This window comes from Mariniflexile sp. HNIBRBA6329 (assembly GCF_043558645.1).
Lineage (GTDB): Bacteria > Bacteroidota > Bacteroidia > Flavobacteriales > Flavobacteriaceae > Mariniflexile.
On sequence record NZ_JBIFXS010000005.1, the window covers coordinates 101707 to 125091 of the forward strand.

Below are 23385 nucleotides of genomic sequence, written 5' to 3' on the forward strand. Positions count from 1 at the left end.
TTTTCTTAAGACCTACAAGGTTTTAAAACATTGTAGGTCGATATTTATTTATTAAATTTTTGAAAAAGCTTCTTTTAAATCGGCTTTTAAGTCTTCAATATCTTCCAATCCAACAGACAAACGAATTAAATCTTTTGGTGCACCTGCTGCATCTTGTTCAGCATCTGTTAATTGCTGGTGCGTGGTACTTGCTGGGTGAATGATAAGCGATTTGGTGTCTCCAATATTTGCCAACAATGAAAATAATTTAGAATTATCTGCTATGGTTTTAGCTGCATCAAATCCACCTTTTGCTCCAAAGGTAATGATGCCACTTTGTCCTTTTGGTAAATAGGTGTCTGCTAAATCTTTATATTTACTAGATTCCAACCCAGGATAGTTTACCCAAGCCACTTCATCTTGTTGCTCTAACCATTTTGCAAGTTCTAAAGCATTTAGGCTGTGCTGCTTTATTCGAACAGGTAAGGTTTCTAAACCTTGAATGATTTGAAAGGCGTTAAAAGGACTTAAAGCCCCTCCAAAATCTCTTAATCCTTCTAAAATTAATTTAAATGTATAAGCTGCTGCTCCTAAAGCTTCGTGATAAACCAAACCGTGGTATCCTGCGGAAGGCTCTGTGAATTCTGGGAATTTCCCGTTAGCCCAATCGAACGTACCAGCATCAATAATGGCTCCACCTAACGATGTTCCTTGACCACCAATATATTTTGTTAAGGAATGTATAACGATGTTTGCCCCATGCTCAATCGGGTTCAACAAAGCTGGTGTTGCTACGGTATTATCTACAATAAACGGCACACCTGCAGCCTTCGCATGTACAGAAATTGATTTTAAATCTAAAACATCCAATTTAGGATTTCCTAAAGATTCCACAAAAAAAGCACGTGTATTTTCTTTAACGGCTGAAGCGAAATTATCTGGATTATCGGCATCTACAAATGTGGTTGTGATGCCCAAACGAGGCAACGTTACTTTCAATAAATTATAGGTGCCGCCGTATAAACTGGCTGATGCTACAATATGATCGCCCGCTTTTAATAAAGTCAATAACCCTGTTGAAATTGCCGATGTTCCTGAAGCAAAAACTACAGCGCCAATACCCCCTTCTACCGCTGCCAAACGCTCTTGTAAAATTTGGTTGGTTGGATTGTTAAGTCTGGTGTAAATAAACCCCAGTTCTTTTAATGAAAACAGGTTTGCTGCATGGTCTGAATTATTAAAAACATACGACGATGTTTGATAAATTGGAACCGCTCGTGTTCCTCCTGTTGCAGTCGTGTCGTGTCCTGCGTGTAATGCGTTTGTTGCTAATTTTAGTGTGCTCATTTTTCTAATTTTTTCTTTGAGTTAATAAATGATTAAAACAAAAGCCAAATGCATCAAAATTGATGTACTTAATAGAAAAATGTTAAAAAGAATAATTGAAATTATTTGAGCAATTTCATTTTTTGGTTATCTATCCAGTTTTCAATAAATGAATTGAAAACTAAGTAGAATTTAGCACCTTCCCCGATAAGTTCGGGAGGTTGCTAAGGCTTCAATGGGTCTAATCCCTCCACCTTTCTTGATAACATTTCAGTAAGTGTTTGTACTTTGTGAATGCAAATATTCAGTTAGAAAAAGTTAATATCCAAATTTTTTAGTGGAAATTTACAAAAACATTTCAAATTATACACCTTTTACAAACTTCTACTTATTATATCGCATCTCATAAAACTTGTTTTGAATGACCAATGCTATAGGTCTATTCTGGATCTTAGATTCCAACCACGATATAATATCTAAATACAAAAACGCACGACTTTGGTACGGATCGTGTTCGAATTCCTTAAGCTTTTTATGAAGTTTGATAAACTCGTTTCTAACCTCGTTCGGATAAATATCGCCCAAGCCTCTTAAGAATTTAATGAACTCTCTTTGCACATCGTACAAGTCTTCCATTTTAATTAAAAACTTATAGGTGCTGCGAATTAACACATCCAAATTATAGTCCATGCCCGCTTCGTAATGCGCTACCAAATTCAGGATTCTGGCAAAACACAACAAATCTTCTCGCATTTGCAACGATTTGTTGTTTATGATTTTCTCTAAATACTGAATGCATTTTTTGTTTTCGCCCGCACCAAAATACATACTGGCTATTTTGTAATAAAACACCATAACGTGGTGCTCATCAATACGGTCGTTATAATCTTTCAACCTTACTAAAACCTCATCAACCAATGGCAAGCCTTCTTTAAAACTACCTTCAATAAAATGCAAGTTGAACTTGTTGTTGTAGATGTACAAGAAAGTTAAACCATCAATATTATCATCAATAGGAAACCATTTCTCTTTGGTTACTTTTTCCAGCCTTACTAGAGATTCTTTAAACTTTTCATAATGTCTTAAATAAAATAAAGCCTCCAACAAATAATGATTTCCTCTTAGGAAAAATACCGGATTCAAAATAATTTGATCCTTGTTTTCATAAAAAAGCTCCACCCATTTGGTCGCGTATTTATAACAGGACAAAAAATCCACCGTTAAAAAACTGTACCATAAATAGGCTTTGTAAAGCCATAATTTTTCACGAAAACCTAAAGTATTTATATCGTATTTGGGTAGGCGCGCTTCAAAATATTTAATAACACGTTTACTTTCCTTATCATTTTTTACATAACCCGTTTTTAAAAACAAGCCATAAAGTTGAAGTGATAAATTGGAGAGTTTACTTGCCAATACGTTTTGCTGACTCAGTTCTTTTGCCTGAATTGAAAGTTCATCGGCTCTATCACCTAAACTTCTAGTAATGTATTGCGATTCTATGACTTTTTCAAGCTCAACAATTTCATAAGCCACATTCTTTTCTTCGTTGGAGATGGCTAAGTTTTTGGCTTTATCTAAAATTTTCAAACTCTGTTTATATAAGCCTTTATGATATAAAATAGTGGCAAAATCCAATTGTTCGCGAATTTGGATTCTTATATTTTGGTGCGAAGGATTTAAACGCAAACTAATTAATATTTGCTTATATAAATGGGCTTTTAAATTTGATAATTGTTCTTTTTTTACAATCCCTTTTTTTAGAATTGCCGCTTCATCGTAAACCGAGAGTTTTTCTAAAATATTAAAAAGCGTTAAAAATTTTGAATCTTCATTAACCCCTAACCGTCCAACATAAAGTTTAAATTGTCGCTTTTCGGACTTAGAAAGGGACTTTACCAGTACAAACAAATTATCTTTTTGCTCTTTTGTCATAGTTATAAAAACCTTATTAAAAGTTTGATTTTCAAATATTTAACTAAATTATATTCAAGTTAAACATCGTAAAAAAAGTGAGTTGCATTATCATTTAAGGAAACCAAAATATACATTCGTATAACAAAAAGAAAATTTATTTTATTAAATGTCTAATACGAACGTCCAAATTTTTGACACAACGCTTCGCGATGGCGAGCAAGTCCCAGGCTGCAAACTAAACACAGAACAAAAACTTATCATTGCTGAACAGCTCGATTTGTTAGGTGTTGATATCATTGAAGCTGGTTTTCCTGTATCAAGTCCTGGCGATTTTAAATCGGTTGAAGCCATTTCTAAAATTGTTAAAAACGCAACAGTTTGTGGTTTAACACGTTCTGTTGAAAACGATATAAAAGTAGCTGCCGAAGCATTAAAATATGCTAAAACACCTAGAATTCATACAGGGATTGGAACTTCTGATTCTCATATAAAATTTAAATTCAACTCAAATAGAGATGCTATAATTGACCGCGCTTTTAAGGCCGTAAGTTACGCAAAATCTTTTGTTGAAGACGTAGAATTTTATGCTGAAGATGCAGGTAGAACCGATAATGAATATTTAGCACGTGTTTGTGAAGCTGTTATCAAAGCAGGAGCTACTGTTTTAAATATTCCAGACACAACAGGATATTGTTTACCAAGTGAATACGGCGCCAAAATTAAGTACCTAAAAGAAAACGTAAAAGGTATTGAAAAAGCTGTTTTATCATGCCATTGCCATAACGATTTAGGTTTAGCAACCGCTAACTCTATTGAAGGTGTCATTAACGGTGCCCGCCAAATTGAATGTACCATTAACGGAATTGGCGAACGCGCAGGAAATACGGCTTTGGAAGAAGTGGTCATGATTTTAAGACAACACCCTTATTTAAATTTAGATACCAACATAAAATCTGAAATGCTTTATGGCCTTAGCCAATTAGTATCAGACAGCATGGGTATTTACACACAACCAAACAAAGCTATTGTAGGAGCTAATGCGTTTGCACACAGTTCTGGAATTCATCAAGATGGTGTCATTAAAAATCGTGAAACTTACGAAATTATAGACCCTAAAGATGTAGGTGTAACCGAATCTGCTATTGTTTTAACAGCAAGAAGCGGACGAGCAGCCTTAGCATATAGAGCGAAAAATGTAGGATATGAATTAACAAAACTTCAATTGGATGAAATCTATACTAATTTCTTAGATTTTGCTGACAAAAAGAAAGAAGTGAATGATGACGATATCCACACTATTATAGAAAATAGTAGATTATATAAAGAAATTATTTCAGCTTAAACACACTAAAATGAAACATCCATAATCAATTTTTAATTATATATGGAATGATTATTAAGGATGTTGCATGTGAACGTTGAAAACAATTAATATAAGCACATGAAATTAAATATTGCCGTTTTACCAGGCGATGGTATAGGTCCAGAAGTTATAGCGCAAGCCGTTAAGGTTTTGAAAGCTATAGCTATGGAATATAACCATGTATTTACATTTCAACACGCTTTAGTGGGTGCAAGTGCTATAGAAAAAACAAACAATCCGTTACCGGAAGAAACTATAGATATTTGTGAAAAAGCCGACGCCATTTTATTTGGCGCTATTGGAAATGCTGCTTTCGATTTGGATCCGTATGCTAAAATAAGACCAGAACAAGGACTTTTACGCCTACGTAAATCATTAGGTTTATATACAAATATAAGACCTGTAATTGCTTATGATGATTTGCTAAACAAATCATCTTTAAAGAAAAAGCAAATAGCCAATACCAATATTCTTATTTACCGCGAACTTACCGGTGGTATTTATTTTGGTGAAAAAAAATTAAGTGAAGATGGAAATACTGCATCCGATATTTGCGAATACACTCGTTTTGAAGTGGAGCGCATTGCCCATTTAGCCTTTAAAGCCGCACAATCTAGAAAACGCAAATTAACGTTGGTAGACAAAGCAAACGCTTTAGAAAGTTCTAGGTTATGGCGCAGAGTGGTGCAAGAATTGGCACCGCAATATCCTAACGTGCGTTTAAACTTTATGTACATAGATAATGCCGCTATGGAACTTATTATGAACCCAAGACAGTTTGATGTGATATTAACCGAAAACATGTTTGGTGATATCCTATCAGAAGAAGCCAGCGTTATTGTAGGCTCTATTGGATTATTGGCTTCAGCATCATTGGGCGACAAACATGCCATGTTCGAACCCATTCATGGTGCTTATTCAAAAGCAGCAAATAAAGGAATTGCTAACCCAATTGCAGCCATTTTAGCAGCAGCCATGTTACTAGACCATTTTGGTTTAGACGACGAAGCGGCTTTGGTGAGAGAAGGTGTAGATAAATCGTTAAAACTACATATTACCACACCCGATTTAAACACAAAGTACGACAACATTACCACCACAAAAGTTGGCGATTTCATTGAAGATTTTATAAACAATCCCGATGAAACCAATTTAAACTTTACCAACATACATTTAGGGCAATCCACAATCATTTGATTATTTGAGTTAGTCACCAAAATTAAAATTTCTGGAAAAGTCCTTAAAAGCGCATTGTTTACAGTGCGCTTTTTTAATGCGTATTATTTGGGCGTTACCCTATGGGGTCGCGCTTTCCGCTTCAATCTTTTGTTCGTACCTCACAAAAGGATTTCCACTGCAATCGCTAACGCAGAAAAACCATTTCATTATGGTACTTTTTAATTAATAGGCTATTCTTATAAATTATTTCAAACAAACAAGAATATTAGCTTGTTTTTTTTACATATCATCTAAAACTAAAAAATCATACAAGCCATTCAATTTAAAACACTTAAATTTAATAGATAAATAGAAACCATCCTATGAAACTAAACTGCTTCAAACCATTTATAATAATATCAATAAGCTTCTTCTGCACCATAATTACGGCTCAAACACCCGACTTTAGCATGGTTGGATTTGCCACATTAGGTGGAGGAACTACAGGTGGTGCTGGTGGTACAATTGTTACCCCTACTACACTAGCTGAATTAAAACAATATGTAGAAAATCCATCAACGCCTTATATTATTAGAATTGATAAAGAATTCAATACCGGAGTTCAAACTTGGGTAGATGTTGATGGCGGCATTGTAGCCAACGGCACACCTGGAGCTATAGAAACTACATTTGGCGATATTTTAAAGGTTGGGTCTAACAAAACTTTAATAGGTATTGGAGATCAAGCTTTTTTTAATAGAATTGGACTTGTTATCCAATGTCAGTCCAACATTATCATACGAAACATAAAATTCACTATGAAATATGTTCCTGCAACGCGTGATGGAGAATACAAAATTCTAGACACAGATGGTATTACGACACTTGGCGACCCCGATTGTATAGGCATACAAGCCGATAAAGACAATATTCCGGAACCAGATCGAATAAGCGAACATATCTGGATTGATCATTGTGAATTTTATAACGAAAACATAACCAATAAAGATAGATATGACGGACTTGTTGACAACAAAAACAATACCCAACACCTAACCATCTCTTGGAACTATTTTCACGATCATTCTAAGGCTCTACTTTCCGGAAGTGGCAACAGCGATATTTATAATCGTACCATCACATTTCATCATAACTATTTCGCTAGAATTGATGGTTCTCGATTGCCTCTTTTAAGATATGGACAACACCATTATTTCAATAATTATATGGAAGATTGCCTAGGTGATGGCGTAAATCTAAGAATCAATACAAATTGTTATATGGAATGTAATTATTTCAAGAATTCTAAAAAACCTGTATTCGGTAAGTTATCTGAAAATGGACAAGGATTACTTATTGATAATATATTTGAAACATGTAGTAGATTACATACCGGCATTTCTAATATTGATGGAGGAGGATCTCCACTTAGTGATTCTGAAGAGTTTATTGATGCTTGCAATTTTACACCTTCTAATCTTTATAGCTATTCCAGTGTGAAAACTCCTACTATGGATGTTCCAAATATTGTTAAAACATACAGTGGTATTGGTAAAATTGATGATGCCCTTAGTGTTGATTCTGAATCTGCTTTAAACCAAAAAGTTTGGGTTAAAGACCAAGTACTGTTTATTGAAGCCGAACCCGAAACCACTGTTGTTGTTTTTGATTTAAACGGCAGAGTTGTTTTTGAAACTAAACTTGAAAACAACTTAAACAATATCCCATTAAATATCAAAGGATTGTACATTATAAGACTTGCTAAAGACAATAAGACAAATAACCTTAAAGTGATTTTCTAACTAAAAAGAAATTACAGTTACTTTTTTAGTTAATTATCTTGAGCTAGTCACAAAATTAAAATTTTCAAAAAAGTCCTTAAAAGCGTATTGTAAACAATGTGCTTTTTAAATTAGTTGTATTAACTTTTTAGGAAGATTTTTTTTTATTAAAAACTCCAATTAATAAAAGGAAGTGACCTTTTTTGATTTTTATTATATAATCCTATTTGAACGCCTTTAAGGTTTCTGCAAGTATTAAATAACCCTATTTGAATGCCATTACAAACTATATCTTGATTTCCCATATAGGCAAAGGTTATTCCATTAACTTCATAATGTTTGTTCAAAATAAATGCAAAACTAACACCATTTGTTTTCGAATTAAAACTTCCATACAAATTCAATTCTAAACCATTTGTGACTGTGCTTTCCAAGTTCAAAATGTTAGCATGAATTCCGTTAATAACTTTAAAATTTTTAAAATCAATGGAACTAAAATCTTCTTCAGGAGGTTTATAAAATTCTGGAACAATAATGCCAACCATGAGTGGATAAAGTGCAAACACTACTAATGGGTTAAGGTTTAATTCAACACCATTAACATTTGGATATCCACCAAATGTATCAGAACTATTAACGTTATTAGGGAAAAAATTCAGCATAAGTCCATTAACTTTAGTCGCTTTTTTTTCAGGCGAAAACCAAACGACATATCTGTTAACATTCTTTTTAGCTAAGGTATCCTGCCCAAATAGACTGTAACAAAAAACCATTAAAATTAATTGTACAGCTATTTTCATATAAATAACAGTTTAAAAGATTGCAAAGCAGACTGAACCTCTCTAAAATACTGAAAATTAATACACTAAATACAAAATAGACCTTAAAAAATTAATTATTTTAGTTAGGCAAGAAATTAATTGAAGTTACTAATTAAAATTTCAACTTTAATTGGCTAACAAAAGCCTCAAAAGCATCGTTATAAAAAATGGTAATTTCATCGCCTTTTACAATATCGGATGTAGCCACAAAGCTTTGAGTAAGCTTCAAAAAATCACGTTCTTTAACTTCAGCATTTGGTTGTCCGCTGTGATTAAAAAAACTACCTGCACCACTAATACAGATGGCATCGTATTCCTCCGTCCAAGGAAATTGAAGTGTCGCCAAAACTTCTGGCAAATTCTCATTCACATGAACAAGCGCCATATCACTTTTAACTAGCAATTCACCTTTGACAATATTTCGGGTTGCAAAAACACCTTTACCGTGTAATGGCGATTGTTTTACTTCAACTAAATCATTCATTTGTTTAGGAAATTTACTTCTTATTTTATCTAAGAACAAATTATGAATACTACCCATGTACATGTATTTTTTAGATATATTTGGCTTATAACATTAAAAAAGCTGTAACCAATCATATAATCTATCGGTCCATGTTTGTAAATATCCCTGCCCTAACCCTAAACCAAATCCATGTCCTCCTTCTGGATAAATATGCATTTCGGCTTTAATGCGTTTATCTTTTAATGCTATATATAAATTCAAACTATTCTCAACCGGTACAACAGTATCATTAGTAGAATGTACTATAAATGTTGGAGGTGTATTTTCAGTAACCTGTAATTCGTTTGAATATTCATTTATTAGTGCCTCCGTTGGATGATTGCCTAAGAGATTAAATTGCGAACCATTATGGGTATAATCAGATATCATAGTAATCACAGGATATATTAAAACCATAAAATCTGGTCGTGCAGAAATGGTGTCGACAGCCGTTTCTTTAAATCTATTTACTTTATTAAATTGAGTGCCTAAAGTAGATGCTAAATGACCTCCTGCCGAAAATCCCATAATACCAATTTTATTGGGATTGATATGCCATTTCTCTGATTGCAAACGCACAATTCTTATGGCTCGCTGTGCATCTTGTAAAGGTGCGTCATAAGATACTTTTACCGATTTGGAATTTGGTAATCTGTATTTTAAAACAAAAGCTGTAATGCCTTTTGAATTACACCATTTTGCTATATCTGTACCTTCCCAATCATAAGATAAATGTTGATATCCCCCACCTGGACAAATAATAACTGCTTTCCCATTAGCATTTATTGGCGTGGGTAAAAACACTTCTAAAGTAGGTATTTGCACCAGTGAAATCCTAGTGGCGTCTGATTTTTTAACTATTTCTTTGTCATCTGATTTTTGACTATTCGGAATATCACCGCTCCATAACGGTATTATTTCATTTTGAGCAAAGCCATGAACCGCAACAAAAAAGAAGCTAAGCATTAAAAATATATTTTTAATCGCCATTTTTAGACATTTTAAACTAATCTTTCACAGGAAACTTCGCCCGAATCTTATCCAAACACAAATTATGAATACTCCCAACGTGTGTATGCTTTTTAGAAGTATCTGGTTTATACGTTCCATCTTGAACTTGTCCTCCAATTTTTTGATAGGCTTCTCTAAAACTTTGTCCCTCTACAACCAAAGTGTTGATGTTATCTACCGTAAAAAGGTACTTATATAAGTCGTTATGTACATCAACATCGTTAACAATAGCTTGTTTGATGGAGAAATTGAAAATATCTAAAATATCCTTTACATCTTCAAAAGTAGCTATCATGTTTTCTTTTAACAACTGAAAATCACGATGGTAACCACTTGGCAAGTTGTTGGTTATTAAAACCATTTCAGTTTGAAGTGCTTGTATTTTGTTACATTTACCACGAATCAGCTCAAAAACATCTGGATTCTTTTTGTGTGGCATGATACTGCTCCCTGTGGTTAATTCATCTGGAAATGAAATAAAACCAAAATTCTGACTCATATACAAGCACACATCCATAGCAAAACGGCTCATGGTGTTACATAAACTACCTAAACTTGCTGCAATGGTGCGTTCACTTTTTCCTCTGCTCATTTGAGCCGCCACCACATTGTATTTCAAAGTTGCAAAACTCATTTCTTTAGTAGTCATTTCTCTATCAATAGGAAATGAACTTCCATAACCAGCCGCAGAACCTAAAGGATTTTGGTCTACGGTTTTTAAAGCCGCATCTAGTAAATATACATCGTCAATCAAAACCTCTGCATACGCCGAAAACCATAACCCAAATGATGATGGCATAGCTACTTGTAAGTGCGTATAACCCGGCAATACTTTATCTTTATGCGTTTCCGCTAAGCCTAAAAGCGTTTCAAAAAGTCTTTTGGTTTTTTCTTTTACAATACCTAAATTTTCTTTGTAGTATAATTGTAACGCCACTAGAACTTGATCATTTCTAGAACGTGCGGTGTGTATTTTTTTACCAACTTCTCCCAAAGATTTTGTTAATTCAAACTCAATTTTAGAATGTACATCTTCAAATTGTGCTTCTATTACAAATTCGCCATTATCTATTTGGGCTTCAATCTTTTTTAAACCACCTAACAATTCAATTAACTCGTTAGTTGTTAAAATACCAATTTTTTGAAGCATTTTAGCATGTGCTCTTGATGCAATAACATCGTATTTTGCTATATGAACATCAATTTCTCGGTCGTTTCCAACGGTAAATTGTTCTATTTTTTTATCGATTGATATGCCTTTATCCCAGAGTTTCATTTCTTGATGTTTAGTCGTTTGTTGTTGAGTTGTTTAGTCGACCATACGACCGACAAACAACTCAACAACAAACGTTTATATAATTAGATTATTCAAAAATTTTATTTCTTTTTATCCTAAATTGTTTAGTTATTACGTCGACTCAACGACAAACAACTCAACAACAAACATTTATACAATTACCCGATTCAATAATTCAACATAAATTTGTATGCCTTCTTCAATTTCATGTAAATAAATAAATTCATCGGCTGAATGTGAACGTGGACTATCACCAGGTCCTAGTTTTAACGATTTACAAGACAACCAAGCTTGGTCTGATAATGTTGGCGATCCGTACGTAGTTCTACCTAAGGAAATTCCTGCTTTAATTAAATCGTGTTCCAAAGGAATAGATGATGAATTTAAATGCAAACTACGAGGCACAATACTATCGCATGGTGCATTTTTTTGTAAAAAATCTGCTATTTCAGCGTTTGTATATTTATCGTTTACACGCACATCTATCACCAATTCTACATCTGCCGGCACGACGTTATGTTGTTTACCGGCATTTATTTGTGTAACCGTCAATTTCACATCGCCCAAAGCTTCTGATGTTTTTTCAAACTTAACATCTTTAAACCATTGTAAGGTTTCAATTAATTTATAAATGGGATTGTCGTCGTTTGGATGTGCTGCATGACTTGCTGTTCCTTTTACTTTCGCATCAAAAACAACCAAGCCTTTTTCGGCAACAGCTAAATTCATTTGAGTTGGTTCACCCACAATCGCCACATCTATCTTAGGAATGATTTTTAGCATGCTGTTTAACCCGTTTGGACCGCTGCTTTCTTCTTCCGCGGAAGCGACCAAAATTAAATTATATTTTAAATCTTTATGATTGTAAAAATGGGTAAATGTTGCAATTAAGGACACCAAACAACCTCCGGCATCATTACTACCTAAACCATAAAGCTTTCCATCTTCCACAATGGCTTTAAACGGGTCTTTTGTATATGCTGAATTTGGTTTTACAGTGTCGTGGTGCGAATTTAATAACATGTTTGGTTTGCTGGCATCGAAATGTTTATTAACTGCCCAAACATTATTTTGGTTTCGTTTATAATCTATATCATATCGCTTAAACCAAGCTTCAATATGCGATGCGGTTTTGTCTTCTTCCGAAGAAAAAGATGGGGTTTCTATTAGTTGTTTTAATAGTGAAATTGCATCGGTTGTTAATTCTTGTAAAGCCATTCTATAAAGTTATTCTTGTAAAATTATCGTTTTCTTGGGTTAACATATTGGTGTTTCCCATATTAATGGTTTTTACACCATTATTTAAAGCATCGAAACAATTCTCCAACTTAGGAAGCATGCCATCTGCAATGATGCCCTGTGCTAGTAATTCTTTATACAAACCAGAATCGATGTGTTTTATTACCGAATTTTTATCTCTAATATCTTTTAAAACACCGTCTAATTCAAAACAGTAATAGATAGAGGTTTCGTATAACTTACTCATACCAACAGCTAACTGCGATGTAATGGTATCGGCATTAGTATTTAGCAATTGGCCGTTGCCATCGTGGGTAATGGCGCAAAAAACAGGTGTAAAATCTGCCTTAATTAATTTATCAATAGAGTTATGAGCTACTTTTTTAACATCGCCAACAAAACCAAAATCAACCTCTTTTACAGGTCTTTTTTCTGATGAAATACTATTGATATCGGCACCTGTTAAACCAATGGCATCTATGTTTAGTGACTGTAATTGCGCTACGATGTTTTTGTTTACTAAACCACCATAAACCATAGTAATCACTTCTAAAGTTTCTGCATCGGTAATACGTCTGCCATCTATCATTTTAGATTCAATGCCCAATTTTGCCGCAATTGCCGTAGCACGTTTACCGCCACCGTGAACTAAAATCTTTTTTCCTTCTAAATTAGCAAACAGCTTTAAAAATGCACTTAAAGACGGATCGTCTTCGATGATATTTCCTCCTATTTTTACTATGGATAGTTTTTCTTTCATTTTTAAAGATTTTATAAATCTTCCAATATTTTTTTCAACACCAATTGTGCTGCGTAAGTTCTGTTATTGGCTTGTTCAATTACCAAAGAATTTTCACCATCCAAAACAGTATCTTCAACAATTAAATTACGCCTTACTGGTAAACAATGCATGAATTTGGCATTGCCTAATTTTTCTTTGGTAATCATCCAATTGGGATCTGTGTTTAATACTTTACCATAATCGTTATAATTGCTCCAGTTCTTTACATATACAAAATCGGCATCTTTAAACGCCTCTTCTTGATTGTAATTAACGGTTGAATTACCAATAATATCTGGGTTTAAATTATACCCTTCAGGATGTGTTACTACAAAATCTACATCCATTTTTTGCATAGCCTGTACAAAACTGTTCGCAACAGCATGTGGCAATGCTTTAATATGTGGTGCCCAACTTAAAACTACTTTGGGTCTTTCTTTTTTAGCGTTTTCTGAAATGGTAATCGCATCGGTTAAGGCTTGAAGCGGATGTCCAGTAGCACTTTCCATGTTTACAATAGGCACTGATGCGTATTTTACAAACGACTTTAACACGTGCTCGCTTTCGTCTTTTTCTTTATCTGTTAAGGTTGGAAATGCTCTTACTGCAATAATATCGCAATACTGCGACACTACAGCTGCAGCTTCTTTAATATGTTCTGCCGTATTACCGTTCATAATAGTACCATCGCCAAATTCAATACCCCAAGCATCACCAGAAACATTCATAACAATGGGATCCATTCCTAAATTTAAAGCAGCTTTTTGTGTGCTTAAACGAGTACGCAAACTTGAGTTAAAGAACAATAAACCCAAGGTTTTGTTTTTTCCTAAGTCTTTATAATTAAGTGGATTTCTTTTTAATGCTTTGGCTTCCTGAATCCAAGACTGGATATTTTCTATATCATTTATGGAAGTGTAATGTTTCATTCTGTTCAATTTTAAAACCTTGCAGGTAAACTTATTTTATTTTGGTAAACGGAATTTTGTTTTCAAAGGCGTTCAATATGAAATTATCTTCCAATCCGTTTACAATCCATGTTTCTATATTTGCTTTTTTAGTGACTGAAGCCGCTTCAATTTTAGATTGCATACCGCCACTACCGTGTGATGATTTTGAATTAACTACTTGTTTTGCTAATTCTTCAAAATCTTCTACTAATTCAATGGTTTTTGGCGTGCCATTTTCCATTGATTCTTTGGTGTAAATGCCATTTGTGTTTGTTGCAATAATGAATAAATCGGCTTTCAAAAGAGACGCTGTTAATGCTCCTAATTTATCATTATCACCAAATTTTATTTCATCTGTTGCAACGGTATCATTTTCATTGATAATTGGAATGAAATTGTTTTCAACCAAAACGTTTATAGTATTTACAATGTTTGTTCTGCTTTGTTCTTTTTCAAAATCGGAATAAGACAGCAAACATTGTGATGTAAACAACCCACATTCTCTAAAAATATCTTGATAAACACGAATTAGATGTGGCTGACCAATAGAAGCTAACGCTTGTTTCACCTTAATTTCCTTGCCTTTACTTTCTAGTTTTACAAACTGTTTTGCTGCAGCAATAGCACCAGAACTTACAATAATAAACTCGCAGGTATCTTGAAGTTTTGCCATTTGATTTGCCAAATCTTCAATTTTACCCCAAGAAATATTATCGGTTTCTTTGGTAAGTGTGTTAGAACCAACTTTTAGTAATATGCGTTTTTTCTTCATCTATTTAAACCTTCGCTCCTTAATTGTACTTTATTGCTACTACAGGCGTTCGCTTATTTTTAAATGCCCATTATGGACTTATCTTATTTGTCCATTGCCATGAACATACCATTTATTAGTCACTAAATGCTGCAAACCAATAGGTCCGCGTTGATGTAACTTATCGGTACTTATAGCTAATTCGCCTCCTAATCCCATTTGGCTACCATCGGTAAAACGCGTAGAAGCGTTGTGGTAAACTGCTGCTGTATCTACGTTTTCCATAAACACTTTAGCAACCTCTTTATTTTTTGTAATGATAGATGATGAATGACCTCCAGAATATTTATTGATCATCGCAATAGTATCTTCATTTGAATCTATCTCTGCAATCGCAATTTTATAATCCAAAAATTCTTGATACCAAATAGCATCCGATTCAATAGCTTCAACACCTTCAAACTTTGAAATGGCTTTATCTCCTAAAATCTGCACTTTGAATTCCTTTAATTTAGAAATCAAGTTTTTAATAAATGCTTCTTTATTAGGAAGATTTTTATCAATCAGTACTTTATCCAATGCATTACATGCTGAAATTTTAGCCGTTTTCGCATTAATGATGACTTTTAAAGCAAGGTCTAAATCGGCTTCCTTATGAACATACACGAAATTATTACCACGTCCACTGATGATTACTGGACACGATGCATGTTCTTTTACAAAGGCAATTAAACGTTCGCCACCACGAGGCACGATTAAGTCGAGTTTCTGTGTTGGTTTTTCTAAAAATGCTTGGGTTTCGGTTCTGTTGAATTGTAAATATTCAACCCAATCGGTTGAAGCTCCTTGACTTTTTAATGCTTGATGCCACAATTCAACAATCTTTAAATTCGATTTTAAAGATTCTTTACCTCCTTTTAATAAAATTTTATTTCCCGATTTAAAAGCAATTCCCGCAGCCTCTACGGTAACATCGGGACGTGATTCATAAATAATCAAAATCGTTCCAAAAGATGCCGTTTTATTATAGACCTGCATCCCGTTATCGTGTTTAAAGCTGAAACGTTCTACACCAACAGGATCTTCTTGCGACGCCAAATGTGTTGCAGATTTAATCATTTCATCTACTTTAGAATCATCTACTTTTAAACGGTCGTACATAGAAATATCATCACCATTATAAGCGTCTAAATCGCCTTTATTAATCTTAATAATAGCAGTTCTTTCTTGTTCTAAAAGTTCAGCCATTTTAAGTAATACAGCGTTTCTTGTTTCTATCGATAATAAAGTATTCATTTTTTTGTTTTTTGTTTCTGAACTTTAAAGTTTTTTCAGATTTTCTGACCTTTAAGTTTCAGAGTTTTTACTCTACATGCTATTTTAAAGCTTTTTTTAAAGCTTCAAAAAATTGATCTACATGTTCTTTTTTAATAGTTAATGGTGGTAAAATTCTAATCAGTTTTTTGTTTGAAGCACCACCTGTAAATATACGATGTTCGTAAATAAGCTTTTTTCTAAGTTCTCCAACTTCAAAGTCGAATTCCAAACCAATCATCAAGCCTTTTCCTTTGATATTTTGTATCTGCGTAATGGTTTTAGCTATAGAAATAAAATAATCTGAAATTTCATTCACATTAGCAATCAACTTCTCTTCTTCAATCGTATTTAAAACAGCTAAACCAGCTGCACAAGCCAAATGATTGCCGCCAAACGTGGTACCTAACATTCCATGTTTCGCCTCAATACTTGGGTGAATTAAAATCCCTCCAATTGGAAATCCATTCCCCATACCTTTGGCTATTGAAATAACTTCAGGTGTTACGTTGTAATACTGAAACGCGAAGAATTTACCCGAACGTCCGTAACCAGATTGCACTTCATCAGCAATAAAATAAGTATTGTTTGCTTTACAAAGTTTATCAACTTGTTCAAAAAACTCAGAAGTTCCTTGATCTAAACCACCTACACCCTGAATAAACTCAACAATAACCGCACAAACATCGCCTTTTTCCAATTCTCTTTTAACACCTTCAACATCATTCAACGCTAAAAAAGTCACCTGTTGTTGTGCATTAATAGGCGCAACAATATTTTTATTATCGGTGGCCGCTACCGCCGCCGATGTACGCCCATGAAACCCATTGTTAAACGCAACAACACGCGATTTTCCTGTTTTAAACGACGCTAATTTTAAAGCATTTTCATTAGCTTCTGCTCCAGAATTACACAAAAATAACTCATAACCTTTACAGCCAGATAGCACTTCAATTTTATTGGCAAGTTCAACTTGCAACGGATTTTGAATCGCGTTCGAATAAAACCCTAAAGTTGAAACTTGTTTACTAACAGCCTCAACATATTTTGGGTGTGAATGTCCAATAGATATTACGGCATGACCTCCGTAAAGGTCTAAATATTCAATTCCTGCATCGTCGTAAACGAGCATATCTTTTCCCGAAACTGGTGTTACATTATATAATGGATAAACGTCAAATAATGGCATTTTAATTCTTTTTAATTTGATTAATTTTCTCGAAAGAAGCCACAATACCTTGTATCAAAGCAGAGCTTAAACCTTGATGTTCCATAGCATTTAACCCTTCAATAGTACAACCGCTTGGTGTTGTTACGCGGTCTATTTCCTGTTCTGGGTGCCTACCAGATTCCAACAATAAACTCGCCGCACCATAACACGTTTGTGTAGCCAATTGATGTGCTTCGTGGGCTTCAAAACCTAACTGAATAGCTCCTTGTGTTGTAGCACGCACAAGGCGCATCCAAAACGCTATACCACTGGCACAAATAACGGTTGCGGCTTGAATTAAATCTTCAGGAATAACCAATGTAGTTCCTAATTGGTTAAACACCTCTTGGGCTAAACCAACCTTATCTTGCGCTTTTTCATTAGCAGCAATACAAGTCATGGATTTACCAATAGAAATCGCTGTGTTTGGCATCACACGAATAATATTTTTATCCTTCCCAATAATACCTTCAATTCTAGGAATTTCAACACCAGCAGCCACCGAAATAATAATATGTTTTTCCGTAATTTTGGAAACTACACTTTCCAAAACAGCATTAATATGTTTTGGCTGTAACGCAAAAATAACCATGTCGCTGTTTTCTACCGCCAATACGTTATCGTTTGTCACGGTCACGTAATCTTCGGTTTTATAAACTTCAACATTCGCGGCGTTTTTATCAGCTAAATACAACGATGTGAACGACTTATTATTGATAAGTCCTTTCGCAATAGAACTTCCTAAATTTCCAGTTCCTATAATGGCTATTTTCATTTCTTTATTTATTTTATTGGCGTTCCCTCCGCTAATACCTACAAGGTTTTCAAAACCTTGCAGGAACGCTCTCGGTCGCGCTTTCCGCTATATCTTTTTTCTCGTGCCTCAAAAAAAGGATGCCGCTGCAATCGCTAACGCACCTATTTGTTAAGTGCAGTTTCAATTTTCAGCAAAACGATTATTTAAAAATAAGTCGCTTTTAATTGCAATCCTGTGGTTTCTTCCAAACCAAACATCAAATTCATATTCTGTATGGCTTGACCCGAAGCACCTTTTAATAAATTATCAATAATACTAGTTACTAATAATTTGTTGTTGTGTTTATGTAAATGTATTAAACATTTATTGGTGTTTACTACTTGCTTCAAATGCAACACCTCATCAGAAACAAATGTGAATTTGGCATCTTTATAAAACACCTCAAATAGGGCTTTAGCTTCTTCTAAAGTACCTTCAAAATTGGTATATACCGTAGCAAAAATACCTCTGGAAAAATTACCTCGGTTTGGCATAAACAAAATTTCAGAAGTAAAACCATTCTGTAATTGTTTAACCGACTGATTAATTTCACCTAAATGCTGATGCGTAAACGGTTTGTAATATGAAAAGTTATTATCCCTCCAAGGAAAGTGTGAAGTTTCAGACAATGAAGTTCCAGCACCTGTAGCTCCTGTAACCGCATTGATATGCACATCGTTATGCAACAAATCTTTTTCAGCAAGCGGCAACAAAGCCAATTGAATCGCGGTAGCAAAACAACCTGGATTTGCTATATAATTTGCTTTTTTAATAGCATTTCTTTGTAATTCAGGCAACCCGTAAACAAAAGTTTTAGCCTGTGCTAAGCCTATCGAAGTAAAAACTTTGTCTTTTTCAAGTCGGAAATCGTTTCCTAAATCGATAATTTTAGTGGTAGCTGAAAACGTATTAGCCGATAAAAACTTTACAGAATTCCCATGACCTAAACATAAAAACAACACATCAACATTTGCGTTAACAGTATCTGTGAATTTCATATCTAAATCCCCCATTAAATCTTGGTGGATGTTGCTAATCTTGTTTCCTGCATTGGATGTGCTGTATACAAAATCAAGCTCCGCGTTAGGATGATTAATTAACAATCTAATCAACTCGCCTGCTGTGTAACCTGCTCCTCCAATAATACCTACTTTAATATTTTTCATTTAGAATCTTTCTTTTCAAGACCGTCAGGTTCTGAAAACCTGACAGGTCTAAGTTTCAATTCAAATTAAGAATTAACTTGATGATAAATTTTATTTTGATTTCCGAAGATTTTAATAAATCCTTTCGCTTCATCGGCTGTCCAACCTTTGTTTTCTTCACCGTAACTTCCAAATTTCGCGCTCATTAAATCGTGTTCAGAACTAATACCATCTAATGAGAAATGGTAGGGTCTTAAAGTTACCGTAACATCTCCACTTACAACCTCTTGACTGCTTTGTAAAAAGGCTTCAATGTTGCGCATTACCGGATCTAAATACTGACCTTCATGTAAATGCATGCCATAGAAACTCGCTAAATATTCTTTATGTTGCAATTGCCATTTGGTAAGCGTGTGTTTTTCCAATAAATGATGCGCTTTTATGGTAATTAAAGCTGCTGGCGCTTCAAAACCAACACGTCCTTTAATTCCAACTATGGTATCTCCCACATGAATATCGCGACCAATAGCATAGGCTTTTGCAAGATTATTTAAAGTTTCTATGTTAATTTCAGGGTCGTTTTCAATCCCGTTTACGGCAACTAACTCACCTTTTTCGAAAGTTAGTTTTACTTTTTCATCTTCAGCATGCTTTAACTGCGATGGGTAAGCGTTGTCTGGCAATGGTTTATCAGACGTTAAAGTTTCTGAACCACCAACGCTGGTTCCCCAAAGTCCTTTGTTAACCGAGTATTTTGCTTTTTCCCAAGACATATCGATACCATTTTCTTTTAAATAGTCGATTTCTTGTTGTCTGGTTAGCTTCTCATCTCTAATTGGGGTGATGATTTGAATTTCTGGCGCCAATGTTTGAAAAATCATATCGAAACGCACTTGGTCGTTTCCTGCTCCTGTACTACCATGTGCAATATATTCAGCACCAATGCTTTTTGCGTACTCCACAATTTCAATAGCTTGAATAATACGCTCTGCACTTACAGATAATGGATATGTATTGTTTTTCAATACATTACCAAAAATTAAATACTTCACTACTTTTTGGTAAAAAGTGGCAACAGCATCAATGTTTTTATAAGTTGTAACCCCCATTTTATAGGCGTTTGATTCAATGTGATCTATTTCTGTTTTTGTAAATCCACCTGTGTTTACACTTACGGCGTGAACTTCAAACTTTTTTGACAAACTAACTGCGCAATAAGAGGTATCTAATCCACCACTATATGCTATTACTAATTTTTTCATCGGTTTATTTATTTGATTTAGAATCTTATTAATTGGTGCTATTTTCGATTCGAAATAAGCGTTTACATAATATTTATACTTTAATTCATCTCTTAATTTCCCTATTTTCTCTAATGCTTCTACTATTCTAGGCGACAATTCTTTTAAAGCAATATGCTTCATCCCCAGCAATTGGTTGTTGTAATGTACTGCCGATTCTTGCGCTATTGAAATAAGAAAATCTTTCATGTACAATTTAGACATAAGATGCATTAAAAGCAACCCTATGTTCGCCTTGCGATACTGTGGATGAACCCATAAAGATGAACGCTCGTAAACTGAAAACTTATGAACCTTATGCTTATGTACAAATATATGGGCATAAACCTCATCGTTCTTCTTCACTATATAACAACCATTCAACAAACGCAATTTTAACATCTCCACACTTGCAAAATACATGGATGGATTTTCTTTGGTACGATCGGAAATTGCTTGTATTAATTCGTCGGGAAGCTCATTTGTAAAAATGATTTCTAATCCTTCTTCTTTACAAAAGGCAAGTGCCTCTTCTATAGATTTATTAATATCTTTATTCAATATGTTTTCATTTTTTATCAACCCTCTAAAAGTTGCAAACCAATAAACAATGGTTTAATTATATTTTTATCATTTCAAACTCAACACAAAGAACTGGACTCACCTAGTTCAAAAAATAAAAGCACACCACTAAGGGCGACGTGGGTAAATACGACACATAAAAAACGTGTTGATTACTATATTAAAAAAACTTTGGAACTTTATGGATGAAATTTTATACACTCTAAAAAAATTAAATTACGTTTTGGTTTTAGGCCATTGAAAGACTAGAAGCTGCGACGAGAAATACTCGCGCGGAAACCGGGTGATGAAGGACGTATTTTATTTTTTAATGTATTCATGACGTAAAATTATGAATTTTATTCATTACGCCTGTTAAAATTAGGTGATTTTTTAAAAAAATTATTAATATCCACCCTTTTACATTCTTTTTATTGTAAATAACTCATTTATAATAAATTTCATTGAATAATTTAAAATATTATTCAATGAAATTTATAGTTATCTCACTCAATTACAATATATAATCGGTACTTATAAAGTTAGATGTTTTCTTATCTAAGAGTTCTTTTATAATGGCATTATTGTAGTCGTTATCTTTTGAAGCCACAAAAGTCCTTATTGAAAATGAGCGTAATGCATCATGCACACTCAATGTACCGTAAGCCGAATCTTTTCTTCCTGTAAACGGATATACGTCAGGTCCACGTTGGCAAGAGCTATTCAAATTCACTCTACAAACCAAGTTTACTAAGGTATCAATTAATGGCGATAAAGTTTTAATGTCTTTACCAAACAAACTTACTTGTTGCCCGTAGTTTGACTCTGCCATATCATGCAAAGGCTCTTCAATATCTGAAAACGGAATTACAGGAATTACGGGTCCAAATTGTTCTTCGCTATATACTTTCATCCCTGTATTAACAGGATATAAAACGGCTGGAAAAATAAAATTATCGGTTATAACGCCTCCCTTTTTGTTTAAAATTTTAGCACCTTTGTCTAAGGCATCTGCAATTAATTCTTTAATATACCCTGGTTTTTCAACTTCTGGAAGCGGTGTTAATTTCACTCCAGATTCCCAAGGATTTCCAAATTTAAGCGCATCAACTTTTGCTGTAAAACGTTTGTTAAATTCTTCAACAACCGACTCATGCACGTACAACACTTTTAATGCCGTACAACGCTGCCCGTTAAAAGATAAGGTACCTGCAATACATTCATCTACTGTTGAATCTAAATCGGCATCAGGCAATACAATAGCAGGATTCTTTGCTTCTAAACCCAAAACCATGCGTAATCTATTACCCTTAGGATGTTGCGCTTGTAAAGCATTTGCAGATTTACTGTTGCCAATTAACGCCAACACATCTATTTTGCCCGATTGCATGATGGGGGTTGCCAATACACGACCACGACCATAAATTACGTTTACAACACCTTTTGGGAAACTATTTTGAAAGGCTTCCAAAAGTGGAGAAATTAATAAAACCCCTAATTTTGCTGGCTTAAAAATAACGGGGTTTCCCATAATTAACGCCGGAATAAGTAAAGTGAATGTTTCGTTTAATGGATAATTGTATGGTCCTAAACATAAAACAACTCCTAAAGGCCCTCTTCGAATGTGCGCATAGACACCATCGCTTTTTTCAAACTTAGCAGAATCTCTATCTATTTGCTTGTATGCTTCAATAGTATCATAAATATAATCAACGGTTCTATCAAACTCTTTTTGGGAATCAGGTAGATTTTTACCAATTTCCCACATTAATAGTTTTACAATAACTTCTCGTCTGGTTTTCATTTGCTCAACAAACTTTTCCATGCAAGCAATTCTGTCAACTACCTTCATCGTTGGCCATAAACCTTGACCTTTATCGTAAGCTGTTAATGCGGAATTCAGCACCTCCAAAGCTTCTTTTTCTCCCAATTGAGGGATTGTACCTAACAGTGTTGGTTTATATTCTGGAGTTGAAGAGATGGTTGAATACACCTCGGCTGTTTCACCCTCCCACTCAATCAATTCCCCATTGGTTAAATAGGTTGTTTGATGTAATAAAGTGTGTATTTTATATTGTTCTGGAATTTCAAAAAAAGTTGTGCTCATATTCAAAATTATAACGTTAATAGCTATTGCTAATATACCTATAATTTAGCACAAAGCCCATTAAAACAGAATGTGTGATTAAAGAAATATTAA

19 protein-coding genes and 1 riboswitch are annotated in these 23385 nt (G+C 34.2%); of the genes, 3 read left to right on the forward strand and 16 right to left on the reverse strand.

Annotation, left to right across the window (positions count from 1 at the left end):
• Positions 1-51: 51 nt before the first annotated feature.
• Both ACGK9U_RS08510 and ACGK9U_RS08515 read right to left on the reverse strand, forming a co-directional pair.
• Positions 52-1326 carry an O-acetylhomoserine aminocarboxypropyltransferase/cysteine synthase family protein gene (locus tag ACGK9U_RS08510; protein WP_394465945.1) on the reverse strand — a complete coding sequence of 425 codons (1275 nt, stop codon included), beginning with the start codon at positions 1324-1326 and terminating at the stop codon, positions 52-54.
• 123 nt (positions 1327-1449) lie between these two features.
• A riboswitch (SAM riboswitch) is annotated at positions 1450-1574 on the reverse strand.
• Between the two features lie 115 nt (positions 1575-1689).
• Positions 1690-3240, reverse strand: coding sequence for a hypothetical protein (locus ACGK9U_RS08515; RefSeq protein WP_394465946.1), 1551 nt, complete (start codon positions 3238-3240; stop codon positions 1690-1692).
• Between the two features lie 148 nt (positions 3241-3388).
• On the opposite strand from ACGK9U_RS08515, the gene ACGK9U_RS08520 reads away from it, so the two are divergent.
• The 3 genes from ACGK9U_RS08520 to ACGK9U_RS08530 all read left to right on the forward strand — a co-directional run bounded on the left by ACGK9U_RS08520 (position 3389) and on the right by ACGK9U_RS08530 (position 7545).
• Positions 3389-4564: a 2-isopropylmalate synthase gene (locus ACGK9U_RS08520; protein ID WP_209653034.1), complete on the forward strand. Its 1176-nt coding sequence runs from the start codon at positions 3389-3391 to the stop codon at positions 4562-4564.
• A gap of 99 nt (positions 4565-4663) precedes the next feature.
• Complete coding sequence (leuB, locus tag ACGK9U_RS08525) at positions 4664-5782, forward strand: 3-isopropylmalate dehydrogenase (RefSeq protein ID WP_394465947.1); 1119 nt, start codon at positions 4664-4666, stop codon at positions 5780-5782.
• Between the two features lie 344 nt (positions 5783-6126).
• Positions 6127-7545 (forward strand): T9SS type A sorting domain-containing protein, encoded by a 1419-nt coding sequence (locus ACGK9U_RS08530; RefSeq protein ID WP_394465948.1) that lies wholly within the window; start codon positions 6127-6129, stop codon positions 7543-7545.
• 146 nt (positions 7546-7691) lie between these two features.
• Here ACGK9U_RS08530 and ACGK9U_RS08535 read toward each other — a convergent pair whose 3' ends face one another.
• The 14 genes from ACGK9U_RS08535 to ACGK9U_RS08600 all read right to left on the reverse strand — a co-directional run bounded on the left by ACGK9U_RS08535 (position 7692) and on the right by ACGK9U_RS08600 (position 23292).
• The gene (locus ACGK9U_RS08535; protein ID WP_394465949.1) at positions 7692-8324 is read right to left on the reverse strand and encodes an LA_2272 family surface repeat-containing protein; all 633 of its coding nucleotides are present in this window, start codon (positions 8322-8324) and stop codon (positions 7692-7694) included.
• A 133-nt stretch (positions 8325-8457) separates the two neighbouring features.
• Positions 8458-8886 carry an SET domain-containing protein-lysine N-methyltransferase gene (locus ACGK9U_RS08540; RefSeq protein WP_394465950.1) on the reverse strand — a complete coding sequence of 143 codons (429 nt, stop codon included), beginning with the start codon at positions 8884-8886 and terminating at the stop codon, positions 8458-8460.
• Positions 8887-8922: 36 nt separating this feature from the next.
• Entirely contained in the window at positions 8923-9840 is a 918-nt protein-coding gene (locus ACGK9U_RS08545) for an alpha/beta hydrolase (RefSeq protein ID WP_394465951.1), read from the reverse strand.
• A gap of 16 nt (positions 9841-9856) precedes the next feature.
• Positions 9857-11137, reverse strand: coding sequence for an argininosuccinate lyase (argH, locus tag ACGK9U_RS08550; protein ID WP_394465952.1), 1281 nt, complete (start codon positions 11135-11137; stop codon positions 9857-9859).
• 171 nt (positions 11138-11308) lie between these two features.
• Positions 11309-12376, reverse strand: a complete 1068-nt coding sequence (locus tag ACGK9U_RS08555; protein WP_394465953.1) for a M20 family metallo-hydrolase — start codon at positions 12374-12376, stop codon at positions 11309-11311.
• Position 12377: 1 nt separating this feature from the next.
• Positions 12378-13157: an acetylglutamate kinase gene (gene argB / locus ACGK9U_RS08560; RefSeq protein ID WP_394465954.1), complete on the reverse strand. Its 780-nt coding sequence runs from the start codon at positions 13155-13157 to the stop codon at positions 12378-12380.
• Positions 13158-13168: 11 nt separating this feature from the next.
• Positions 13169-14107: an N-acetylornithine carbamoyltransferase gene (locus tag ACGK9U_RS08565; RefSeq protein ID WP_394465955.1), complete on the reverse strand. Its 939-nt coding sequence runs from the start codon at positions 14105-14107 to the stop codon at positions 13169-13171.
• A 31-nt stretch (positions 14108-14138) separates the two neighbouring features.
• Complete coding sequence (gene proB, locus ACGK9U_RS08570; RefSeq protein WP_394465956.1) at positions 14139-14900, reverse strand: glutamate 5-kinase; 762 nt, start codon at positions 14898-14900, stop codon at positions 14139-14141.
• Positions 14901-14978: 78 nt separating this feature from the next.
• Positions 14979-16175 (reverse strand): glutamate-5-semialdehyde dehydrogenase, encoded by a 1197-nt coding sequence (locus ACGK9U_RS08575; RefSeq protein WP_394465957.1) that lies wholly within the window; start codon positions 16173-16175, stop codon positions 14979-14981.
• Between the two features lie 79 nt (positions 16176-16254).
• Positions 16255-17382 (reverse strand): aspartate aminotransferase family protein, encoded by a 1128-nt coding sequence (locus tag ACGK9U_RS08580; RefSeq protein ID WP_394465958.1) that lies wholly within the window; start codon positions 17380-17382, stop codon positions 16255-16257.
• Position 17383: 1 nt separating this feature from the next.
• The gene (gene proC / locus ACGK9U_RS08585; RefSeq protein ID WP_394465959.1) at positions 17384-18178 is read right to left on the reverse strand and encodes a pyrroline-5-carboxylate reductase; all 795 of its coding nucleotides are present in this window, start codon (positions 18176-18178) and stop codon (positions 17384-17386) included.
• A gap of 185 nt (positions 18179-18363) precedes the next feature.
• On the reverse strand, positions 18364-19365 hold the full coding sequence (argC, locus tag ACGK9U_RS08590; RefSeq protein ID WP_394465960.1) for an N-acetyl-gamma-glutamyl-phosphate reductase: 1002 nt from the start codon (positions 19363-19365) through the stop codon (positions 18364-18366).
• Positions 19366-19430: 65 nt separating this feature from the next.
• Positions 19431-20606 carry an argininosuccinate synthase gene (locus tag ACGK9U_RS08595; RefSeq protein WP_394466041.1) on the reverse strand — a complete coding sequence of 392 codons (1176 nt, stop codon included), beginning with the start codon at positions 20604-20606 and terminating at the stop codon, positions 19431-19433.
• A 1093-nt stretch (positions 20607-21699) separates the two neighbouring features.
• Positions 21700-23292, reverse strand: a complete 1593-nt coding sequence (locus ACGK9U_RS08600; protein ID WP_394465961.1) for an NADP-dependent glyceraldehyde-3-phosphate dehydrogenase — start codon at positions 23290-23292, stop codon at positions 21700-21702.
• Between the last annotated feature and the right edge of the window lie 93 nt (positions 23293-23385).

What these genes read in the sequence shown, in the direction of transcription:
- ACGK9U_RS08510 (WP_394465945.1), bottom strand. Translation starts at nt 1,326, where the DNA reads ATGAGCACACTAAAATTAGCAACAAACGCATTACACGCAGGACACGAC.
- ACGK9U_RS08515 (WP_394465946.1), bottom strand. Translation starts at nt 3,240, where the DNA reads ATGACAAAAGAGCAAAAAGATAATTTGTTTGTACTGGTAAAGTCCCTT.
- ACGK9U_RS08520 (WP_209653034.1), top strand. Translation starts at nt 3,389, where the DNA reads ATGTCTAATACGAACGTCCAAATTTTTGACACAACGCTTCGCGATGGC.
- leuB (WP_394465947.1), top strand. Translation starts at nt 4,664, where the DNA reads ATGAAATTAAATATTGCCGTTTTACCAGGCGATGGTATAGGTCCAGAA.
- ACGK9U_RS08530 (WP_394465948.1), top strand. Translation starts at nt 6,127, where the DNA reads ATGAAACTAAACTGCTTCAAACCATTTATAATAATATCAATAAGCTTC.
- ACGK9U_RS08535 (WP_394465949.1), bottom strand. Translation starts at nt 8,324, where the DNA reads ATGAAAATAGCTGTACAATTAATTTTAATGGTTTTTTGTTACAGTCTA.
- ACGK9U_RS08540 (WP_394465950.1), bottom strand. Translation starts at nt 8,886, where the DNA reads ATGGGTAGTATTCATAATTTGTTCTTAGATAAAATAAGAAGTAAATTT.
- ACGK9U_RS08545 (WP_394465951.1), bottom strand. Translation starts at nt 9,840, where the DNA reads ATGGCGATTAAAAATATATTTTTAATGCTTAGCTTCTTTTTTGTTGCG.
- argH (WP_394465952.1), bottom strand. Translation starts at nt 11,137, where the DNA reads ATGAAACTCTGGGATAAAGGCATATCAATCGATAAAAAAATAGAACAA.
- ACGK9U_RS08555 (WP_394465953.1), bottom strand. Translation starts at nt 12,376, where the DNA reads ATGGCTTTACAAGAATTAACAACCGATGCAATTTCACTATTAAAACAA.
- argB (WP_394465954.1), bottom strand. Translation starts at nt 13,157, where the DNA reads ATGAAAGAAAAACTATCCATAGTAAAAATAGGAGGAAATATCATCGAA.
- ACGK9U_RS08565 (WP_394465955.1), bottom strand. Translation starts at nt 14,107, where the DNA reads ATGAAACATTACACTTCCATAAATGATATAGAAAATATCCAGTCTTGG.
- proB (WP_394465956.1), bottom strand. Translation starts at nt 14,900, where the DNA reads ATGAAGAAAAAACGCATATTACTAAAAGTTGGTTCTAACACACTTACC.
- ACGK9U_RS08575 (WP_394465957.1), bottom strand. Translation starts at nt 16,175, where the DNA reads ATGAATACTTTATTATCGATAGAAACAAGAAACGCTGTATTACTTAAA.
- ACGK9U_RS08580 (WP_394465958.1), bottom strand. Translation starts at nt 17,382, where the DNA reads ATGCCATTATTTGACGTTTATCCATTATATAATGTAACACCAGTTTCG.
- proC (WP_394465959.1), bottom strand. Translation starts at nt 18,178, where the DNA reads ATGAAAATAGCCATTATAGGAACTGGAAATTTAGGAAGTTCTATTGCG.
- argC (WP_394465960.1), bottom strand. Translation starts at nt 19,365, where the DNA reads ATGAAAAATATTAAAGTAGGTATTATTGGAGGAGCAGGTTACACAGCA.
- ACGK9U_RS08595 (WP_394466041.1), bottom strand. Translation starts at nt 20,606, where the DNA reads ATGAAAAAATTAGTAATAGCATATAGTGGTGGATTAGATACCTCTTAT.
- ACGK9U_RS08600 (WP_394465961.1), bottom strand. Translation starts at nt 23,292, where the DNA reads ATGAGCACAACTTTTTTTGAAATTCCAGAACAATATAAAATACACACT.